At 59.7% G+C, this 19638-nt stretch carries 17 protein-coding genes; 14 read left to right on the forward strand and 3 right to left on the reverse strand.

Features of this window, described 5'->3' with window-relative positions:
- Positions 1-106 precede the first annotated feature (106 nt).
- The 12 genes from J2R78_RS43590 (at position 107) to J2R78_RS43645 (ending at position 12786) form a co-directional block, all read left to right on the forward strand.
- Entirely contained in the window at positions 107-1561 is a 1455-nt protein-coding gene (locus J2R78_RS43590) for an FAD-dependent oxidoreductase (protein WP_253610520.1), read from the forward strand.
- A gap of 26 nt (positions 1562-1587) precedes the next feature.
- Positions 1588-2256 carry an HAD family hydrolase gene (locus J2R78_RS43595; protein WP_253610519.1) on the forward strand — a complete coding sequence of 223 codons (669 nt, stop codon included), beginning with the start codon at positions 1588-1590 and terminating at the stop codon, positions 2254-2256.
- On the forward strand, positions 2249-2701 hold the full coding sequence (locus J2R78_RS43600) for a type II 3-dehydroquinate dehydratase (protein ID WP_253610518.1): 453 nt from the start codon (positions 2249-2251) through the stop codon (positions 2699-2701). Before J2R78_RS43595 ends, J2R78_RS43600 begins: the two co-directional genes overlap by 8 nt.
- Positions 2698-3516 (forward strand): ROK family protein, encoded by an 819-nt coding sequence (locus J2R78_RS43605; protein ID WP_253610517.1) that lies wholly within the window; start codon positions 2698-2700, stop codon positions 3514-3516. The genes J2R78_RS43600 and J2R78_RS43605 overlap by 4 nt, the downstream gene beginning before the upstream one ends.
- Complete coding sequence (locus J2R78_RS43610; protein WP_253610516.1) at positions 3509-4822, forward strand: hypothetical protein; 1314 nt, start codon at positions 3509-3511, stop codon at positions 4820-4822. Before J2R78_RS43605 ends, J2R78_RS43610 begins: the two co-directional genes overlap by 8 nt.
- On the forward strand, positions 4819-5331 hold the full coding sequence (locus J2R78_RS43615; RefSeq protein WP_253610515.1) for a shikimate kinase: 513 nt from the start codon (positions 4819-4821) through the stop codon (positions 5329-5331). Before J2R78_RS43610 ends, J2R78_RS43615 begins: the two co-directional genes overlap by 4 nt.
- Positions 5328-6494 (forward strand): DegT/DnrJ/EryC1/StrS aminotransferase family protein, encoded by a 1167-nt coding sequence (locus J2R78_RS43620; RefSeq protein WP_253610514.1) that lies wholly within the window; start codon positions 5328-5330, stop codon positions 6492-6494. Before J2R78_RS43615 ends, J2R78_RS43620 begins: the two co-directional genes overlap by 4 nt.
- Entirely contained in the window at positions 6491-7561 is a 1071-nt protein-coding gene (locus J2R78_RS43625) for a Gfo/Idh/MocA family protein (RefSeq protein WP_256559080.1), read from the forward strand. The genes J2R78_RS43620 and J2R78_RS43625 overlap by 4 nt, the downstream gene beginning before the upstream one ends.
- A gap of 10 nt (positions 7562-7571) precedes the next feature.
- Positions 7572-8552, forward strand: coding sequence for a DUF2156 domain-containing protein (locus J2R78_RS43630; protein WP_253610512.1), 981 nt, complete (start codon positions 7572-7574; stop codon positions 8550-8552).
- 119 nt (positions 8553-8671) lie between these two features.
- Positions 8672-9592: a nucleotidyltransferase domain-containing protein gene (locus J2R78_RS43635; RefSeq protein ID WP_253610511.1), complete on the forward strand. Its 921-nt coding sequence runs from the start codon at positions 8672-8674 to the stop codon at positions 9590-9592.
- A 5-nt stretch (positions 9593-9597) separates the two neighbouring features.
- Entirely contained in the window at positions 9598-11553 is a 1956-nt protein-coding gene (locus tag J2R78_RS43640) for an SDR family NAD(P)-dependent oxidoreductase (protein WP_253610510.1), read from the forward strand.
- A 9-nt stretch (positions 11554-11562) separates the two neighbouring features.
- A complete protein-coding gene (locus J2R78_RS43645; RefSeq protein WP_253610509.1) occupies positions 11563-12786 on the forward strand; it encodes an MFS transporter in 1224 nt (407 codons plus the stop codon).
- A gap of 432 nt (positions 12787-13218) precedes the next feature.
- Here the strand turns inward: J2R78_RS43645 and J2R78_RS43650 are convergent, their stop codons facing one another.
- From J2R78_RS43650 to J2R78_RS43660, 3 genes are all read right to left on the reverse strand, one after another.
- Positions 13219-13563, reverse strand: coding sequence for a hypothetical protein (locus J2R78_RS43650; RefSeq protein ID WP_253603703.1), 345 nt, complete (start codon positions 13561-13563; stop codon positions 13219-13221).
- On the reverse strand, positions 13563-14654 hold the full coding sequence (locus J2R78_RS43655) for an IS5 family transposase (protein WP_069276043.1): 1092 nt from the start codon (positions 14652-14654) through the stop codon (positions 13563-13565). The genes J2R78_RS43650 and J2R78_RS43655 overlap by 1 nt, the downstream gene beginning before the upstream one ends.
- Before the next feature lie 161 nt (positions 14655-14815).
- Positions 14816-15253, reverse strand: coding sequence for a hypothetical protein (locus J2R78_RS43660; RefSeq protein WP_253636061.1), 438 nt, complete (start codon positions 15251-15253; stop codon positions 14816-14818).
- Between the two features lie 333 nt (positions 15254-15586).
- On the opposite strand from J2R78_RS43660, the gene J2R78_RS43665 reads away from it, so the two are divergent.
- Both J2R78_RS43665 and J2R78_RS43670 read left to right on the forward strand, forming a co-directional pair.
- Positions 15587-18997, forward strand: a complete 3411-nt coding sequence (locus tag J2R78_RS43665; protein ID WP_253610507.1) for an autotransporter outer membrane beta-barrel domain-containing protein — start codon at positions 15587-15589, stop codon at positions 18995-18997.
- 83 nt (positions 18998-19080) lie between these two features.
- Positions 19081-19635 carry an invasion associated locus B family protein gene (locus tag J2R78_RS43670; protein WP_253610506.1) on the forward strand — a complete coding sequence of 185 codons (555 nt, stop codon included), beginning with the start codon at positions 19081-19083 and terminating at the stop codon, positions 19633-19635.
- Positions 19636-19638: the final 3 nt, after the last annotated feature.

The following is a 19638-nucleotide window of genomic DNA, read 5'->3' on the forward strand; positions in this document are numbered from 1 at the left end:
GAATTTTCTTCTCGCAATGCTGCGGTAATGTTCCGGCTGCAAGTCAGATTGCACTCTTCTAAAAACGCAACTCTTGACTCACATCCACGAGATGCATAACACTTTGATGACAATTCAAAGTAAAGGCGCTCTAAAGTTGAACACCAAGTATGATGTAATTGTGGCTGGTGGTGGAGTCATCGCCCGAGCTACAGCTCTCGAACTTTCAGCGCGTCGCCTCTCCGTCGCGCTCATTGCCCCAAACTCAGGCTTAGAGAAAAGTGCAAGTCACGCGGCCGGCGCCATGCTCGGGTCATTCGCCGAGTTCTGCAAAGACAAGTGGACGCTTGCTGATCAAGAGGAGGCAAAGCTCCGCATCGAATCAGGGAGGGTCTGGGAAGCATGGTATCGCTCGGTCGCCGAGCGTGCTTCCAGCGACGGGCGCGTGGGACGCGGCACATTCATTGTTGCCACGAATCACGGCAGTCAGGATGTCGAGAATATTCGTTTTATCAAGGCTCAGGCTGATGCCTGGGAGGAACCCAGTGAGTGGGTCGAACCGAAAGACGTCCAAGGGCTCGCGCCCCACAAGCTTTCACGGCCGCAGCTCGTGCTTTCGCTGCCCAAAGAAGGCTACATCGAAAGCCGAGTGTTGCTTGACACGCTCGGCAAGGCAATTTCGCTGGACCGTTCCATCACCGTGATTGATGAGACGGTCGTCTCAATCGAAGCCGACACACGCCGCGTTCAGGTGAAGACGGATCGTGGAGCCGTCCTCGATGCCAAAGAAATCGTCGTTGCTGCCGGCGTTAATACATTGCGGTTGCTACCCTGGCTCGACGTTGGCGTCGGTCAAAAGCTCGTCATGTTGGGCGGACGCGGTTCGAGCGCAATCGTCGAAGCGCCTCTTGCATTCGCGGGCGTAATGCGGACCCCCAATCGCGACTTCGCGTGTGGCAGTCACTTGGTCCCGCTCTCGGGGCGACGAATATATCTGGGAGCCACGAACCGCCTTGAGACGGCTGAATTCGATGATCCCAAGCCCACCGTGGGCGAACTTTATGCGCTTTGCCACTCGCTAGCCAATGAATTGAATGTGCATCTTCGGCTTGGGGCGGTTCGTGAAACACGAGCGGGATTCCGCCCGATTACTTCCGACGGATGTCCACTTTTCGGGCGAACGGCCCACGACCGTGTTCTAGTGGCGACCGGCACCTACCGGAACGGAATCCTGATGGCGCCCGTTATCGCGCGATCCATAGCCGATGAGCTCACATCTTCGTCCGGTGCCGCGAACAATCCGTTTTCGCCCGGCAACCGAGCTCGCATGCGAGAGGACAGGGATCCGGTCAAAGAGCTGTTGGCGAGCGTCGCTCAGATGGTGTCCTTCATGCAGGAGCCAGACGGGAATCTGCCCTTCGACCGCGCCGCCGAACTCGAAGGATTAATTCGAAGCCTCCTGGGCGGTGTCGTGAGGGAGGCCGATCGAAGCGCGGTCAAGGAAACGATCGAGCAGACTCTCGCGCGCTATCCGATTCAGGAGGCGATGCCGTTGATCCTCTACGCGATCAACTCTCGATAATTCCTCCAATTCTGGTGGTACTTCGTATGGCCCACATGCGCGCCCAGTTTGCTGTGCCTGAACTCGTCGTATTCGACCTTGATGGAACATTGCTGGACAGCAGCCTGTCCATGCGTTCGGCCTTCGAGCGTGCGTTCCGGCGAGCGAGCCCAGCTAGCGATGTTATCCCATTTCACGAGCTTCTCGCGCGCCAAGGCATTCCATTCAAGGACATCACGCGTGAACTCCAATGGCCGGCGTCGCTTCCGGCGCTGTTCGAGGAAGAGAGCATCGCGAGCTTGTCCCTCAATCGGCTCTTTCCCGCAGTGGGGTCGCTCCTGACCGGGCTCGCGGCCAACGGAACGAAGTTAGGTCTATTCACGGGCAAGGCGCGGGCTCGCACCTTGTTACTGCTTGAGCATTTCGGGCTGGAACGCGCGTTCTCAGGCATTGTATGCGGCGACGATCCGTTGCCTGGGAAGCCGTCGGCCGATGGCTTGCATCACATCATCGCGACGACCGGAAGCCATGCGGGTCGTTGCGTGTTCGTCGGCGATTCCATGAACGACCTCAAGGCCGCTCAGGGGGCCAGCGTGAGGTTCTTGCCCGTGCGCTGGCCCGGCCAGCCGGAGTTGTTTCCACGAGGCTGCGTTCGCCGCATCATTGCGGACATCGAGCTTCTCCTGGATTGCTGCGGAGGCGGTCGGTATGTCTGACGTCATCCTGATCAACGGTCCCAATCTTGCGCGGCTAGGCCAACGCGCGCCCGCGATCTATGGTTATGTCACCTTGCGGCAGATCGAAGAGAAGGTCCATCGGCGAGCTGAAGCGAGTGGACTATCTCTAAAGACCTTTCAAAGCGACATCGAAGGAGAGATCATTCGGTTTGTCGACGCGCACCGCGACGCGCGCGGATTGATTATCAATCCCGGTGCCCTGATGATGAGCGGTTGGGCCTTACGAGACTGCCTCGAGGACTTCGCGGGCTACAAGATCGAGATTCACATCTCCAACATCTTCGCGCGCGAAGCGTTCAGGACCCGCTCCGTCCTGGCGGACGTGATGAACGGCATGATCGCCGGCTTGGGCGTAGCCGCCTATACGCTCGCGGTCTCCGCGATCGAGCAAGCCATTCGTCCAGAAGCGGACGACGCTCGATGACAAGAGCCGACTCAAGATACCTCGCCCTCGATCTTGGCGCGACCAAGTTTGCGTATTGCCTGTCGAATGACGTGTCGTTGCCCAAACCCACTCGGATCGAAATCCCATTGCTGGGAGATCCGAACCGCGAATTCGCTATTATCGCTGATGTGCTCGCGCGTCGCGCGATATCCTTCCAGGGAACTGCCGTCGTCTGCGTGGCACCCAGCGTCGATGACGCCGGCATCGTCACATCGTGGCCAAATAGACCGTATTGGCGGGATTTTCCGCTCGTCGTCCAGTTTGAACAGCTCTTGGGATGCGCCGTACGATGTATCGGCGACGGCGAAGCAGCGGCTCTGGCGGACGCCGGCGAGGATCGCGGGCGAGCCTATGTGTCCCTTCATTTTGGCACGGGCGTGGGCGGGGCGATCGTCGTCGACGGCGAAATCGTGCGCCTCGGCCCCTTAAATGCCGAACTCGGTCACATCATCGTCGATCCATCGGGGGCGCCCTGCAAATGCGGCAAACGGGGTTGCCTGCAGGCCGAGTGGCAAGCCTCCCGCACCACGGACGAGGCGCTCGACGGCCTTTTAAGTAAGCTGGCACTGATGATTTCAAATTTAGCGCAGATTCTCCCGGCTTGCCAAATAACCCTTGGCGGCCGTTTGTTGGAAACTCGCCAAGACGCTACTGATTGCGTTCGCCGCGAGGTGAACGCGATCCTCGACCGCTCCGCATGGACGCCCGCTATCCGAAGTTCTGCATTCGGCAGCAACGCGCCTTTGGCGGGAGCGTTGAGGGAAGCTGTCAAGTTGGGGGCGTTCGGTGCTTAACGAACGAACCGGACCGTTCCGTATCGCCTTCGAGGGTATCGACGGCGTCGGCAAGAGCTCTGTCATTGCGCGTGTGCGTGAGACGCTTGGTAGGGATTATGGCGTGCTCTCGGAGGCGTTTGCACCGGTCACGCTGGACCTGCTCAAGCGGTTTGGCGAACATGTCGGCGAAGGCCCCCAAGCATATTGGACACGGGTATCTCGGCGAACGAAGACACAATGCTTTCTCACCGAGGGTGTTGTTCGTCCTCACTATCTCCGCTCTGACTACCAGTCCTACGATGTCGTCCTCCACGACCGATGGTGGCAGACCTTCAAGGCATACAGCAACGGTCCGGTGGAATTCGATGCACGATGCGAGTTTCTCAAGGACAAACTGCCACCTATCGATCTTACGCTGTTCCTACGAGGCGATCCGGATATCTGTGCATCAAGGCTGGTTGCGGCCGATGACTGGTTGGTTAAGCAGCTGGGGCCCGACCAAACCCGATCATTCCTTCGGCACCTCGATGCGAAATACGTTGATCTCTTTCAACGTGACCGGACGTGCGTTGAGGTGGATACTCGAGGAAAATCCCTCGACCAAATCGTCCAAATCGTTCTCGACCTCGTTGGCCAGCACGTGAACCTGTCGGATCGGCGGTCCGATCCGCACCGCCCTGTCGCGAACATCTCACCGGCCCGGTTCCGGCTACCGGATGCTGAGATATTCGCGATCGAGGGCGTGGACGGCTCGGGCAAAACGAGCATCTGCACGGCGCTTTCGGCACAACAAAGCCGCGCGGTCCGGTGCTGCCGCTTGAGTGCGGCAAGTCTCGCCGCGTTCAAGAGCGCGAACCCGCCAAGCGCTCAGGGTGACGCGTCGTCCTTCATCCGCACAACGTTCGAAGACGAATTTAGGCACCAAACGTACATCGTCGATGGATTGGTTCAGCTTGCCTGCATGGCGACGAGCGCAGCACCGCCTCAGAAGCTGCTGTTCGACAGATGGTTTCCTGCGTTTGCCATCTACCAGAACGACATCTGCTCGGATCGCGAGTTGTTCGACTTCTTGCTCGCACAGTATCCTGTGCCGGAAACGCTATTCTATTTGAACGTTGAGCCCTCTGTTGCAGTGGATCGCCTGCGTGATCGTGCCGACTGGATGATCGCCTCCCTCGGTGCGCAGGCCACGGAGGAGAAGTTATCTTGGATGCAGTCGGTCCATCGAACGAAGATGGAAGAGATCCACGGCATTATTCAGCTCGACGGGCATAAGCCACTCGCTGACATTGTTCAGCAAGTCAACGCGAGACTGTCAGCATGATCGTGCTGGTAGGAATGCCTGGTTGCGGAAAGTCAGCGCTGGCACGTGCATATGCTGGCGCAAAAGGCCTGCCGAGATACGATACCGACGAGATCCTTCGCGAGCGCCATGGCGATATCCTTGGGCCTGCTCCGTCTGAGCGGCGTTGGCAAGAATTCCGCTGGCGTGAGGCTGCGCTCGTTGATGAACTTTCTTCTAGGCAGGAAGGTATTCTCGCTCTTGGCGGCGGCGCATGGGAAGCTGGCAGGCATCTCCTCCTTTCGAAGCATCTATGCGTCTACCTCGAATGCGAGCACAAGATCCTGATCGAGCGGCTAATGAGTGGCGATCGCGTGATGTTCTCAGCAACCTCCCTTGAGCAACAGGCGCGCGAGTTGCTGAAGCGGCGGGAGGCCATCTACCGCCTAGCCCATAGAACTATCGACGCAAGCGAGCCGCTTATGGGGCTCGTTTTCCAACTGTCCATCCTACAACAAGATGGCCTTCCAGCCGCAGTGAGGATCGCATGAAATTCGACAATATCGAATGGCCACGCTTCGGTTCGGATGAGAAGAGCGCCCTCAACGAGGTATTGAGTAGTGGGAAGTGGTGGCGCAACGAAGGGCGATTTGTTGTTGAGGTCGAAAAACAGCTTGCCGCACTCGAGGGCGCGCGGAATGTTGTTGCTGTCTCCAGCGGCACGCATGCCCTTGAACTCGCGTTGACAGCGACGGGGGTGCCGCGCGGCTGCGGCGTAGTCGTACCAGCGCTAACCTTTAATTCGTCCATGTCAAGCATCCAAAGGCATGGGGCTTATCCCGTTGTGGCGGATGTGGACCCCGACACATGGACGCTTTCAACGGAATGGCGAGACATCCCCGCAGAAATTCCAATCGGCGCGGTGATGCCAGTCCACTATGCGGGAATTCCTGCGGACCTTGAGGCGCACGGCAAGAGCGCCCGGGATCTTGGTGCTGTCACGATTCAGGACTCGGCGCATGGACCGGGCATTCGCTTTGGTGGCTCGTCAGTCTCCGCGTATGGCGAGGCGGTTTGTTACAGCTTCCAGAACTCAAAGCTGCTGCCGGCAGGTGAAGGCGGCGCGGTAATTTTTGCCTCCGACGAGGCCTACAAACGCGCGCAGCTCGTACACAATTGCGGTCGCGGACTGGGGGAGACTGGCTACGATCATCGTGAGATCGGATCGAACTACCGCATGAATGAATTTTCTGCCGCCGTGCTCGCCGGGCAATTCAAGCGCTTCCAAGAGCAAAGCCGCATCCGGCGCGATAACGCTGCGCGATTTCGCAAGCGCCTTGAACGATGCGAGCCGCTCGTATTCCAGAAATCCGCTGGCGAAGGCAGCGAATGCTCCGAGTATCTCGTCCAGGCGCGGCTCCAAACGGATCTGCCGGGGGCGGAATTGAGAGACAGGGTGGTTCACGATCTCCAGGCGCTCGGTATCCCCGCCAACCGGCTCTATCCTCCCCTCTTCACCTTGAAGTCGTATTGGCAGCAGGCGGAGCCGGGCGCGTCGCCAGAGGGTTTAGCAAAACGTTGCCAGAATGCCATTCGGATCGCCGAAACCGGCTTCTGTCTCCATCACCGGATGTTCCTGGCCTCGCCGGATCTGATCGAGCGCTTTGCCGATACCGTCGCAATTGTCGTCCGGGAAGCGCTGGTTTCAACATGACGCGCAGCGTGGTCTTCATAGGTCGAGGGTGGGTGGTAACCGACATCTGGTTACCCAACCTTCAGCGTGCGGGAGTATCACGCTTCTGCTGCATTGATCCGTTCGCAGCCAATCAAGGCGAGCGTTCCGCTTCGCTCCGGACCGTCCACGGCCTGGATGAACTCGAGCCAGACGATGTCGACATCGCGATCGTCGCCTCCCCCAACGCCATGCATGTTGAACACGCGCACGCTCTCTTGAGCAGGGGTGTGTCCACAGTCATCGAAAAGCCCGTTTGCTTTTCATGCGACGAGGCATCGCGGCTTGGAGTGACCTCAACGGCGTCACGTTCCCAGCTTCTGCGTAGCTGCGCGTCAATTTTTGATCCCCACTTTGAGGAATTCAAGCGCTTGGTCCATGGCCACGGCGCCGCTCGCATCCAGTCAGTCGCGGCGCACTGGATTCGTGGTAACGGCATTCCCTCCTCGCGTTGGCTGACAGAATCGCAGCATGCCGTAGCAGGGTCTTCCGTAGATCTCGGCTGGCACTTGCTGGAATGCATCCTGGCGCTACTCGACTATCCCAAGATGACGCTCACGAACGCGAAATTCTCCTTCCTTGCGTCGGCCGACGGTGCCCAAGGCAAGTTTGCGTCCTGGTACGGGAGCCAGTTGGGGCATTCGTCGGGTTTGGTCGACGTCGATGTTGCTGCCGAGCTGAAGTTCAGGACGGCGGCAGGCGCAGATGTTGCGATGAAGACAGCTTGGCAGGCCAATGTTGCGCACGACGAGGTTCGTTTGGCGGTCGCAGGTCAGGGTTTTGAGTTGGATTTGCGCACCATCTTTGGGATGTCGCGAAACGGCCCCGCTCGCCCGCACATCTACGGAATAGTTGACGGCAAGGCGTTGGAGTTCGAGCTACCCAAGAAGGAGCCGGGTGAAGCTCACGCGAGGATGATACAGACCTTTGTCTCCGCAGGCTTCGATTCAGGGCGCGTCAATCAGAATATTCGTCAGTTGGAAGCCTTGGCGAGCGCTTCCGCGCAGATTGTGGATCACCACCGGCTCTGGCGAGCAAGGGTTTCTTAAAGGAGAGGCCATGGAAGATCGCGGCGGAACTCTTGGTGGGCTCGTGCGGAAGTACGGCGATTTTTCGCTTGCGTGCTCGTTGGCCCAGCCCCGGCTCAGGTTCTATGGGGATGAACACGGCGGCCTTTGTTACGACGAACATAAATCTTACGGTAGCTCGACCCGCTTAGTTTTGGGGGAGCCACTAGCTGATGTCGAATGCTGGGAGCGTATCCTCATTGAATTTCTGAATCAGTCAGAGGATGTGATCTTCCTCAACGTGGGGGAGGTGTTCGCGAAGGTTCTGAAGGCTCACGGCTTCTATACCAACTGTATCGGATGGGAGGCCCTTGTTGACCTCACCACCTACGAACTCGCCGGGCCCAAAAAACAGAATATCCGCAATGCCATCCGGAGATGCGAGACCAACGGCTATTCCATTGAAGAAGTCGATCCGGCTTCCGGCGCGTGGCTGGAAGTCGACAGCGTCTCGCAAGACTGGCTCTCACGTAAGTCATTATCGCGGCCCGAAAATCGGCTGATTACCCAACCGCTATTACGAGCCAATATGGGGCAGCGGGTCTTTGCGATGCGCGACAGCCGCTCTGAGATGGTACATTTCATCACGATAGATGAAATGTGGAAGGATGGCGCCCTTCTTGGTTACCATTCCAATATTAACCGCGGCGTCGCAACCTCTCCGAAGAACGCCGACTACGCAATTCATGCGCATATCATCGCCCAGCTCAAGCGGGAGAAAGTCGACTTGTTCTCGCTGGGCTTATGCCCGGACATGGGTTCGATGAGAGATGGCAAGTCAGAGAATATTTACCTCGCCATTGCGCTCCTTGCTGGAGCCAAGCTAGGCAGCCACATCTACAATCTTTCGGGAATATCAGCGCACAAAGCCGCGTTTCGGCCCGACATGAAACGGTCTGTCTTTGTTGCGACATCGCGGCCATGGCCAATTCCAAGCCTTGCGAGAACGCTTAGTGCCATGAACCTGATCTAGTCCATTTCGTAAGGCGCGGGCGGCCGACCAAGTCGTCTCTTCACAGAACGAAGCCTAGAGGTGACATGCGGGATTGGTCGAGCCCGGCGCGCTTGGTGAACCCCGAAGGAGTTGCAGCAATGAAAGACACAGCGCGGACCGAAAGCTTCATCAATGAGCTTCGGCATTCGGATAACCTTCTTGAGCTATTCCAGAAGAAGGGCTTCAGCCTAGAGAAATTCTCCCGCCAATTGACGGGTTCGATAGACGACGTCGGCATCTTGTTGGTGGGATCCGTGGCCGAGGGTTACGCCACTACGTCGTCCGATATTGACCTGTTGGTCTTGAGCTACGTCTCTCGAGATGAGGTCGATCTGAGCGACAACCTTCGGATTGAATCCGGAAAATCGTTGGAAACGCTGGTCTATCTCGACGGCGTTGAGATCAACGTCGAAGTGGTCTTGCGAGAAGACTACGACCACGTCGCCAAGTCTCTGGACAAGATTGCCGCGGATGCTGCCTTAGGGCGAGGCATGACGAAGATGCCGATGATCGACAATTACAGCCTGCGGTTCCTACATCGGCTGCGGACAGGGATCGTCGTCGAAGGCGAGGCCGTGATCGATGAATTCCGGAACGATTTCCGCGTCCAATCCCTTCCGCTCTACCTGGCGATCAAGCGCATCATCCTCGCGAGGGAATCGCTCGAGGACGCTAAATCGTCCGATCCTGCCGTTTATGGGTTGGTTGAATTTATCTGCCGCGACATCATCGAGCATGCATGCCTCGCCCTGGCCGCCGCACGAGGTTTCACCTCGCAAAGCCGCCGCTTCGTTCTGAATTGGATTAATCAGCGCTCGGGTGAAGAACAACAGCTCGCGCTGCTTCACGCGCTTCGCCGGCAACTGGTCGAGACTCGCGCCTTGGAGCCGGCCGCCAAATCAGAACTGGTGCGCCGTACCGAGGGGCTCTATGTCGAGGTCCTGAAGGTTCTGCAAGAAGACTATACGATGCGGCGCATCCTCGATCAGACCTTCGCGAACATCTCCTACGCCGAGTAGATCAAATGAAGCGTGTGTTTGTGGTCACGGGAGCGTCTGGTTTTCTCGGGAAGCAGCTTTTGCTCGAGCTGGCGTGCCGCACCCCTGCGCGGCATATCTTTGCGCTTGTTGGCAACTCGGAGCCGGAATCTGTGCTAGCGTGGCTGCGTTCCCGGAATGTGGTGCCCGCGCATCTCACGGTTCTCTCCACGCAGTTGCAAGCGGACCATTGTGGTGTCCCGATGGAGGCGTTTCGGGAGTTTCGTGATTGTGAGATTCACGTCATTCACTGTGCCGCGCACTACGACCTCGACCAGGATGATTGGAACAAGTGCTTCGACACAAACGTCACCGGTACGGCCAATGCCATTGCGTTGGCGCGGCGCATAGGCGCGGCGTCCTTCAATCTCATCAGCACAATCGCTGTGGCGGGGGAGTATCCCGGCGTCTGGACAGAATCGCACTTCCGGGAAGCCAAGAAGTGGAGCAACAACTACGGAAGGACGAAGCATCAGGCGGAAGGCTTGATCCGCGAAGCGCAATTCCCTGCGGCGAATATCTTTCGTCTGGGTGTGCTGGTTGGAGATACGCAGACCGGCAGCTACTTCAAGGCCGACGGCATCTATAAGTTCTTTCCGGCCCTGAATGGTGCACTCAGGTACTTGCCATCAGGAATGCCCCTTCCGTCAATCGGTTGGGCAAACATACCCATCTGCCCAGTGGACCACGCCGCCCGGGTGATCGCCTCGCTGGTTGCGCAAGCCAATACGGGCCTGGCCGTGCATCATGTTTTTGAAGACACGAGCTACAGCGTAGATGACATCCTAGAAATTTTTATCAAGTCCGCCGACCATGATGGATTCGTGGTGCCGACTGGCTCTTCCCACATTCTGACGTGGCTTAGCGAGTTCACGCGGCACGACCGAGTATTGGATAGGCTTAAGAACGAGCTCCTGGACGCGTTGGGTGAACTGGATGTCCCGACGAACCTGCTCAAGGAGCTGAGGCAGCCCACTCAGTTTGTCAACAAAGAGACCTCCCGGCGTCTCTGCTCTATGGGGATCGCCTCGCCGGAGCTGCCTGATTACGCGCCGAGGCTGTGGCGGGCATGGCAAGCGGGCCGCACCATTCAACGCCGGCACCAGACGACCACGCATTTTGAGAACAAAAATGTCCTCCTCACGGGAGGTACTTCGGGAATCGGAAAGGCCATCGCTCGAAAGTTGGTTCGGCGGAAGGCCAACATCGTCGTGCTGGCGAGGAACCGCGATGCGTTCGAGAAACTTCGCGCGAGCCTCGGGAGTCCGGGAGCCGAAAGGTTGCGTTTCATTGAATGCGATCTCCTGAACGATGTCGCGATCTCGGAGGCGCTGACGGAGCTCTCCCGCGGCAAGTGGATTCCCGACGTCTTCATTCACGCCGCGGGCCTTTCAGTAGCCAGGGAATTCCTCAAGATGTCCGCACAAGCCGAAGAGACCAAGCGAATGACGCAAGTCAATTTTCTGTCGGCCGTAACTCTCCTGCGATCGCTATTGCCCGGCATGATCGAGCGAGGCGGTGGCCATGTTGTCGCGCTTTCCTCGATTTCTTCCGAGATGGATGTAGCAGAATACGCGAGCTATTCCGCGAGCAAGACGGCTCTCGATCAGTTTTTTACGGCGTTGCGGGCGGAGTTGCTCGGGAAAGGTATTCTCTTTGGGATTCTCCATCTTCCTTTGGTCAAGTCGCCAATGACTAGCCGGAATATCAAGCTGCGCAATTTTCCGATGATGTCGGAAGACGCCGCGGCCTCACGGGTCATCGAAGCCATCCTCGCCGGACGCTTCCGAACGAGCATGCCCTACGGAAAGGTCTTCGCGGTCATCAAATCGATGTTCCCGAAGGGGTCGCTGGTGCTGTCGACCATCACGTGGCGGATCGTTGCAAGATTCCCGTATTTTGCGAAACTTCTGGACGCGACGTTCGACGCACCGGCGCGGTGACGTATGGGCATGCCCTATCAAGTCAATCCTGCGCACATACCTGATGAAAAGACCATCGTAGCGAAGTTACCCCGCACATCGACGTCCTACGGCTGGATACTCGGTTGCTCGGTATTCTTCGCCTCGTTTTCTCAGTTGGCTGCGTACATATGCGTTCCGGCCGTCCCGCTCTTTTCGTATCTGTTCCCATCCGACCAGGGCGCTGTGGCCATATCCACGTATCTGCTGTTCTCGGCAGTTGGGCAATTAACTTGGGGAGCCGCAAGCGATCGCTCGGGCCGCTTTCAGACCGTGTTATGGGGAGCTCTTCTCGGTACGGCTGGAACATTACTCTGCATCTTCGCCACGACCTGGCAAGTGCTGGTGTGCGGACGAGCCCTTCAGGCGCTCGGCTTTTCAGCATGCTTGATCAATTCGCGGTCGATCCTGCGGGACTGGTTTGACGGCGATGAGTTGACCAGAGCGGTAGCTTTGTGTTCGGTCTGGATCTCAGTCGCGCCCATACTGACCCCGCTTGCCGGCGGAGCACTCGCCAGCGCCTGGGGATGGCGGGCTCCCTTTGTCCTTACACTTCTGGTCACCCTGTTTTTGCTTGCACTCTCCTACTCCGGGATTCGCCGCGACCGCGTTATTCCAAGTTCGATTCGTGTCAGGGATGCGTTTGCGACTTGTTTCAAGACGCACACCGTGGTCTGGGGCGCGGCGCTGGGCGGCGTCTATTGCATGGCTTTTGGCGCCTACATGGCAAATGCTCCGGACTTGGCCAAGAGGCTCGATCTTTATGAGCCAATCAGGTTTGGCATCGCTCTCAGTCTTCTAACCCCCTTCTTCATTCTCGGAGCGCTCGTGGTCAGAAGATGGCCGAGGATGGTGCAAGGTAGCAGGATTCTGCTTCCGCTCACGGCCCAAATGCTGTGCGCCTTGTTCTCGCTGTGGTGGCTCGCCAATGGGCAAGTCCTCTCCCCCGGCAACGTGATCTGCATGGCAGCTTATGCGGTGCTTCAAGGTGTGGTCCTGCCGGTGATCATCGCGCGCACAATGAGCGACTCCGCAGAGCTCAGTGGCACTGCTTCGTCGCTATTCAGCGCGATGCAGATGGCAGGTGGTGCATTGGGAGCCTGGTGGGCTCATACGATGCTGTTCTACTACGACGGCGGAATCCATGTAGTGGCAATATCAAGCTTGGCTCTAGCTAGCCTCCTCGCAGCACGCATGGAACTTAAGGCCGTTTGATCGTGGTTGCAGCAGGTATTTGCCTGCCGAATTCGGCTTCTGCCGGGCGGGAGGGGACGAAGTGTTGAGCCGAGGAACAGCTGTAACTCGAATGGCGGGGCGCGCCTCAAACCTCTAAAATAGGCCTGCCCAGGTCTTGACTGAACTCAGGTTCAGCGGGGGTGCAGCCATGACCGCCCTGGTGGTCTCTAGGCATTCAAGCCGGCGCAAACGCAAACACCGCCCCGATGGTTAGACCGGGACGGTGAGTGAGTTATGACAGAAGTGGTTGCGGGGACCTGCAAGAGCAGGAGATGGCAGAAAATGCCACAAGCGCGGTTTTGCAGGAGGGTTGTTGAAATTGCTTTGGCTCAAGGCCTAGTCGCCGTGGCAATGTAGCTGTTTCTCTGAGCGAAGGCGTGTTCGTGGCGCCCTAGCAGGCCGTTGAAGAACTCAGCCGCGTTCGCAAACGAAGGCTGAATCGTCGCCATTGTGGATGTAGAAGTGGCTAACGAGCCTGCCCGCAGTGCCGATCATGGCCCATCCGCGACCACAGGACGGATCATTCTCGTCGTGCCTCTCCCATGAGAACTCGGCGCAGGCCGATCCGTCGCGGGTGCCGTAGCGAGCATCCAGGAAGCCCTTGAGAGCCCCAAACGCTATTTCGCCATCGGACTTGCCACGGAAGGTGAGATGCGCCTCTCCGACAAGATCGAGGAAGTCGCTGTCCCAGTTGTCCATTTCGACGATGCGCCAGCGGCCGGCAAAGGCCTTGGCAAAGCCGGGCACCTTGGCCATCAACCGGTCTCCGCGATCAACTTGGGCAGCCGCACCAGATTGTAGGCGGCCGCAGCGAAGGTAAAGGCCCATCCGACCCGATCACGGCCACGGAATCTGGTCTTCTCTTGCCCGGCGACCGTCTTGATCCAGCCGAATGCCTCCTCAATCCGCTTGCGGATGCGCTGGCTGACAGCATAACCGCCGTGCCGGGTCGTACGCCCGTCGATCGCAGAGCTACGGCCGCCGGTATTCTGCGCAACATGCGGCGTCACGTTCATCGAGCGCAGCTCGTTGACGAAGTCTTCTGCATCGTAGGCTTTGTCGGCACCAAGCGTGATCGCTGTCGGTCGATCGGCACGAGGCTCGATCATGTGCAGCGCGGCCACCCGTTCGGCATGCCCACCGGCCTGCGTCAGGCAGGCGTCGACCAGCAAGCCGTGGCGGTTCTCCATCAGCCCGTGCCCGATGAAGCACAGCTTCGTCTCCTTGCCTTTCCCCTTGCGGTAGAGCCTGGCCTCCGGATCGGTGGTCGAAGCATGGGTGTCGTTGGAGCGCTTCTGGCCATGGAAGTTCGCTTCAGCATTGCGCCCGCCGCCTTGGGCCGGCGGCTCGCCGGAGCTATCCTTCGGTTTGACGCTCTTCATCGAGGCCCAGGCCTCGATCAGCGTGCCGTCGACCGAGAAGTGATCGCTCGACAGAAGCTTCTTCACCCTGGGCTGCGCCAGCACCGCCGCCAGGAACTTCGCCGCGATGTCGCCTTCCAGCAGCCGGTCGCGGTTCTTCGAGAATACCGAATGGTCCCAGGCTGCATCGTCGACGCCGATTCCGACGAACCAGCGGAACAGCAAATCATATTCCAACCGCTCCATCAGAAGTCGCTCCGAGCGGATCGAATAAAACGCCTGCAACAGCATCGCCCGCAGCAGCTTCTCCGGCGGGATCGACGGCCGTCCAATCGGCGAATAAAGGGCGGCGAACTCGTGCTCCAGCGCCGCCAGCGCCTCGTTCACGATCGTCCGGATCCCTCGCAGCGGATGATCACGCCGCACCCTTGCTTCCAGGTCGACGTAGCTGAACAGCTCGCCCGTTCGATTGTCGCCGCCGCGCACGCACCATCTCCGAATCTCGTCGGAGCCAATGAATCATGATCCTCGGTCGGCGGCGACCGCCTTTTTTCAACAGCCTGCTAGGAAAGGTTGATCTTCTTATCCCGCTAACACGGATTATTGGCGCGTGGCCCGCCAAAATCGCGATGAACCCGTGCGTGAGATCACTTGAATGTTTCAACAAAATCGCGCTCTTCACGAGCCAATCTTTTCGCTACGGCGAAGGCGCTCGGCTTCGCGTCTTGACGCGGGAGCGCGATGCCGACACTGGTGCTGGGGCTACTAATGCTTACCGTCTGCGCCGGTAGCACCACGACGGCGCCCTTGGCGATCTTGCGGCCGCCGAGCTCGGTATCCGCGGTGGCCGAGCGCATGAAATGCTTCACCGGCGTCATCCAGCGGATCGCTTCGTCGACCAGGCTGGGGATCAGCTCCGGGTTGGCCTTCACCTTGGCGAACTCGCCCTCGTCCTGCGCCAGCTGGGTCCATCGCGTCCGAGATGACGGCGTCCGGGCGTTCACCGTCTTCGGTATCGAAAACCTGATCAAAATCGTCCGCATGTACAAAGAAAGTCCGGAACTGCTCAAGCGCTGGCCGCCCAAATAATCCAACCAGCCCGCGACCTACGCCGGACGCGTATGTCAGATCGCAATTTGTTGCGGGTTTTTCGAGTACGCCCATTTAACGACGGTCTTCAAGCGCCCTTGACGCGACACCCTCGGTCTACAAGCGGCGGCGCAAATAAGACGTTGACTGACAGAGCTCGGATGAAGCGCCGTTCTGTTGAGGCCGGCCTTGCCAATCTTTGCGCCCCGACAGAGGAGGCCGGGACGCGGCCGCTGCCAGCGGCGCCCGATCAAAAATCTTGACCGATTTCAACAAGGACTGACCGATTATAAGCATCATTTTGAATGAGGGCGTGCTCATCTTTATTGATGCGGAACAAATTATCGATTCATCGCCCCTTCTCGATCGCACTGTTGCAGTTCTGCCATCGGTCTGTCGGCGCAGCCTTGCCTGCTGCGCTGGCCACCATGTTGCTGGCTATAAGCAGCGGCGAGACGTTGGCACAGTACGAGTGCGGTCATCCGACCTCGAACCCGGCCACGATCACCTGTGGAGGCGCCTCCTATCCTGGTGGCATCTACTATGGCGGTCTGGGTTGGGGATTCTGGCCTCTCGCCAATAACCTGACGCTCGTCATCGTCAACCCGGGCATGGTCGTCGGGCCTTCATCTCAGCCGAACGGCGTGGTCCAGAATGACGGATACGACAATATCGTCGTCGACATCAAAACCGTCGGGACGATTACCAATCCGTACAACAGTGATGTCATTGCCTTCGACTTCGGCAACGGCAATTCAACGGTGATCCTCGACAACGGTACGATCGTTGCCGGCAAGCACGGTCTGTGGGCGGGCAATCAATTGGCGGGAGCGGGAAAGGGGGACATGTCGGTCATCATGACGGGTGGCTCGGTCAGGGCGGGGCAGGTGGGTTTGCTCGCTTGGCAGGCGGGTAGTGGCGCTGCCACAGTAACGATGAACGGTGGGACGGTAACTGCGGGACAAAGAGGGCTTCTAGCCTGGATTACCAACGGTGCGAATGCGCGCGATGCACGAGTGACGATGACGGGCGGCACAGTCACCGCCGGTGCAATTGGCCTCTTTGCGCTCAACCAAGGCAGAGGTGCTGCGACCGTTGCCGTCTCGGGCAATAGCCGCGTCGACACGACAGCGGCCGGGTCACACGGTGCGCTCGCCCAAGTCTTTAATACCGCAAGCTCAGCTGACGCGACGGTCACTCTGGCGGACCACGCGACGGTCACGACAGGGGGCGCCGACGCCGTCGGCCTCTATGCTTACAACGCCGGCCTCGGCGGGGCGCTGGTGACGATCTCGGGAGGGAGCGTCACCGCGCAGGGAAGCAACGGCCACGGCGCCTTCGCCACCATCACCAATGCGGCGAACGGGCAAAACGCCACCATCAGCATGACGGGCGGCTCCGTGACGACAACGGGCACGGGCGGCAACGGTCTCAACGCCACCACCGCCGGCACCGGCAATGCCGTGGTCACGGCAGGCGCCGGGACAACGATCGTCTCGCAACGGGGTGTCGGCATCAACGCCGTCTCGAACCGCGGCAACGTCGTCGTCACATCCAACGGCACCGTCACCGGTGCCACCGGCATTCGCGGCAGCGCCCCCGCCGGCACCGTGACCATCACCACCGCCGGCGCCACCACGGGCACCGCCGGCAGCGCCATGCAGGTCGACGGTGCGTTACGGGCGACCGTCAACAATTCCGGCAACGCGACGACCTCGAGCCTGACCGCCGCCGTGGTCGATGTGCGCGCCACCAACGGGACAATCATCAACAACCAGGCGGGCGGCCGGATCAGCGGCGCCAGCGACCTGGCCATCCTCAGCCGCTCCGGCACCACCACCATCAACAACGATGGCACCATCATCGGCTACGTCACGCTGCTGGGCAGCAACAACGTCTTCAACAACAACTCGCCCAATTCCTTCGACACGCGCGACTATGTCAACGGCGTGCAGCATGTCGCCGTCTCGCAGATCAATGGCGACTTCAACAACAACGCCAATGGCGTCCTGCGGCTGCTCTATGTCGACCGGCCGCAGAGCGTCGACAATACCGGGGCCTACCAGCCGGCCGGCAGCCTGCTGCCGACGACGCAAAACGGCGTCGCCCAGGGCCAGCTGCTGGGCGTCAGGGCGTTCGACAACCGCGGGATCATCACGCTCCAGGGGGCCGACACCGGAGCGGGGCGCCCGATCGCCGGCGACGTGCTCGTGATCACCGGCGGCACCCATCCCGGTACTGACGGGGGCGGCGTCTTCATCTCCGACGGCGGTGGTCTGAGACTAGACACCGTCCTGAACGCCGGCGGCCCTCAGAGCCTGAGCGACGTGCTCGTCGTGGATTCGACGCGCCTTGGCTCCGGTGGCGCGACTCGGATCAGCGTCGCCAACGCCGGCGGCGCGGGCGCGCCCACGCTAGGCAATGGCATCATGCTCGTCGATGTCCTGAACAAAACCGCGTCCGCGCCCGACGTCTTTGTGCTCAACGGGCAGTACACGACCAAGGACGGCCGGCCGGCCGTGGTCGCCGGGGCCTATGGCTACACGCTTTTCCACGGTGGCGTCGGCGGCAGTGCGGCGGATGGCAACTGGTACCTGCGCTCGCAACTCGTTCCGCCCAATCCAGTCCCGCCCCCCCAGCCAGTCCCGCCTCCCACGCCGCCGACAGTGCCTCCCGCGCCGACAGTGCCTCCAGCAGCGGCGTACCAGCCCCTCTACCAGCCGACAGTGCCGGTGGCTGAGGCCTATCCGCAGGTGCTGCTCGGCCTGATTGGCCTGCCAACGCTGCAGCAGCGGGTGGGCAATCGTTACTGGTGCGACGACCGGGAAAGAAGAGACGCGGCCGACGCCTCCGATCGGACGGCCCGTCCGTTCGGTTGCGAGAAGGATCCCACCATCGAGGGGGGTGGCTTCTGGCTCCGCACGGAGGGACGCCATGATCATGTCCAGCCAGCCCTCTCGACGGCGAGCGTGAACCGCGACGTGGACCAATGGCAGGTTCAGGCAGGCGTCGATGGGCTTCTTTATGAATCCACCTTTGGCGATCGCCTGATCCTCGGCGTGACTGGCCAGTACGGCAATGCCAGCGCCAGGCTGGTCTCGCCGCACGCCGACGGCTCCATCAATGCCGATGCCTATGGCATCGGTCCGACCCTGACCTGGTATGGCCGCCATGGCTTCTATGTCGATGCCCAGGGACGGGCGACCTGGTTCAACAGCAATCTGTGGTCCGATCAGGCCGGCCTCATCGCCCACAACAACACCGGCTTCGGTTACGCGTTCTCGCTCGAGATGGGCCAAGACCTGCACATCGCCAGGAGCTGGACGGTCACGCCGCAGGCGCAGCTGATCTATTCCTCCGTGACATTCGATGGCTTTACCGACCGGTTCGGGGCGAGGGTCTCGCCCGACAAGGGCGACAGCCTCCGTGCCCGGTTCGGCATCTCGGCCGGCTGGGAGAAGGCGTGGAAGGACGCGCATGGCAACGCCGAACGCCTCAAGCTCTATGGCATCGCCAATCTCTATGCCGAGTTCCTGGGGGGGACCCGGGTGAGCGTGGCCGAGACGTGGTTTGTCAGCCGCAACGCCTCCTCGACCGGGGAGCTCGGGTTGGGCGGAACCTATGATTGGGGGGACAACAAATACTCCCTCTATGGCGAGGTCGCCGCCTCCACGAGCCTCGGCAACTTCGGCAGCAGCTACGGCAATCGCGGCATTGCTGGGGCCAGGTACAGATGGTGACTGCACACAGGATCGCCCGCGCGAGTCGGACGCGTCCGCTCCGTCAGTGCGCGCGTCAACTTCTCCCCTCACGAAAGTACTCCGTGGTCCGAACTTCCGTTTTGCTCCTGGCAGCTTTGTTCGCCGGGATCCTTTTCATCGGCGCATCGCCTTCGAACCAGATCTTGGCCCAGGAGACGACCAGCCAGCCTACGACGATCATGGAAACCTACGATGCCTGGGCCTTCCGCTGTGATGCGCGCAATGCCGACAGGCAATGCCAGATCAGTGCGGAGCTCTTCCAAGACGCGACGAACCAGAAGGTATTGTCGATACTGCTTCGTCCCGCTGCCAAGGCCGGGTCTCTGGCGGGAACGATCACCGCAGCCTTCGGGATCAAGTTGTCGGAGGGTGTTACCCTCAAGGTCGGCAACAAAGACTTCAGAAAGATCGAGCTGCTGACCTGCCTGCCGAACGGGTGCTTAGCGACTACAGAATTCAACGCCGATGAGGTCAAGGTCCTCGGCACTCAGCAGAAGGTTGTGGTTCGCATGGTTACTTACGATGGCGGCAATCCGGTCGACTTTGAGCTTTCGATGAAGGGTTTCGGTGCCGCGCTGGCGCGCCTTGCCAAACTCGCCGCTCGACCCGTGCCCTGACGT

Source organism: Bradyrhizobium sp. USDA 4538 (assembly GCF_024171045.1).
GTDB classification, from domain to species: Bacteria; Pseudomonadota; Alphaproteobacteria; order Rhizobiales; family Xanthobacteraceae; genus Bradyrhizobium; species Bradyrhizobium australafricanum.

Excerpts from the sequence above, each read along its gene's own strand:
- J2R78_RS43630 (WP_253610512.1), top strand. The coding sequence starts at position 7,572 with ATGGAAGATCGCGGCGGAACTCTTGGTGGGCTCGTGCGGAAGTACGGC.
- J2R78_RS43665 (WP_253610507.1), top strand. The coding sequence starts at position 15,587 with ATGCGGAACAAATTATCGATTCATCGCCCCTTCTCGATCGCACTGTTG.
- J2R78_RS43620 (WP_253610514.1), top strand. The coding sequence starts at position 5,328 with ATGAAATTCGACAATATCGAATGGCCACGCTTCGGTTCGGATGAGAAG.
- J2R78_RS43605 (WP_253610517.1), top strand. The coding sequence starts at position 2,698 with ATGACAAGAGCCGACTCAAGATACCTCGCCCTCGATCTTGGCGCGACC.
- J2R78_RS43635 (WP_253610511.1), top strand. The coding sequence starts at position 8,672 with ATGAAAGACACAGCGCGGACCGAAAGCTTCATCAATGAGCTTCGGCAT.
- J2R78_RS43640 (WP_253610510.1), top strand. The coding sequence starts at position 9,598 with ATGAAGCGTGTGTTTGTGGTCACGGGAGCGTCTGGTTTTCTCGGGAAG.
- J2R78_RS43590 (WP_253610520.1), top strand. The coding sequence starts at position 107 with ATGACAATTCAAAGTAAAGGCGCTCTAAAGTTGAACACCAAGTATGAT.
- J2R78_RS43650 (WP_253603703.1), bottom strand. The coding sequence starts at position 13,563 with ATGGCCAAGGTGCCCGGCTTTGCCAAGGCCTTTGCCGGCCGCTGGCGC.
- J2R78_RS43600 (WP_253610518.1), top strand. The coding sequence starts at position 2,249 with ATGTCTGACGTCATCCTGATCAACGGTCCCAATCTTGCGCGGCTAGGC.
- J2R78_RS43625 (WP_256559080.1), top strand. The coding sequence starts at position 6,491 with ATGACGCGCAGCGTGGTCTTCATAGGTCGAGGGTGGGTGGTAACCGAC.
- J2R78_RS43595 (WP_253610519.1), top strand. The coding sequence starts at position 1,588 with ATGGCCCACATGCGCGCCCAGTTTGCTGTGCCTGAACTCGTCGTATTC.
- J2R78_RS43645 (WP_253610509.1), top strand. The coding sequence starts at position 11,563 with ATGCCCTATCAAGTCAATCCTGCGCACATACCTGATGAAAAGACCATC.
- J2R78_RS43615 (WP_253610515.1), top strand. The coding sequence starts at position 4,819 with ATGATCGTGCTGGTAGGAATGCCTGGTTGCGGAAAGTCAGCGCTGGCA.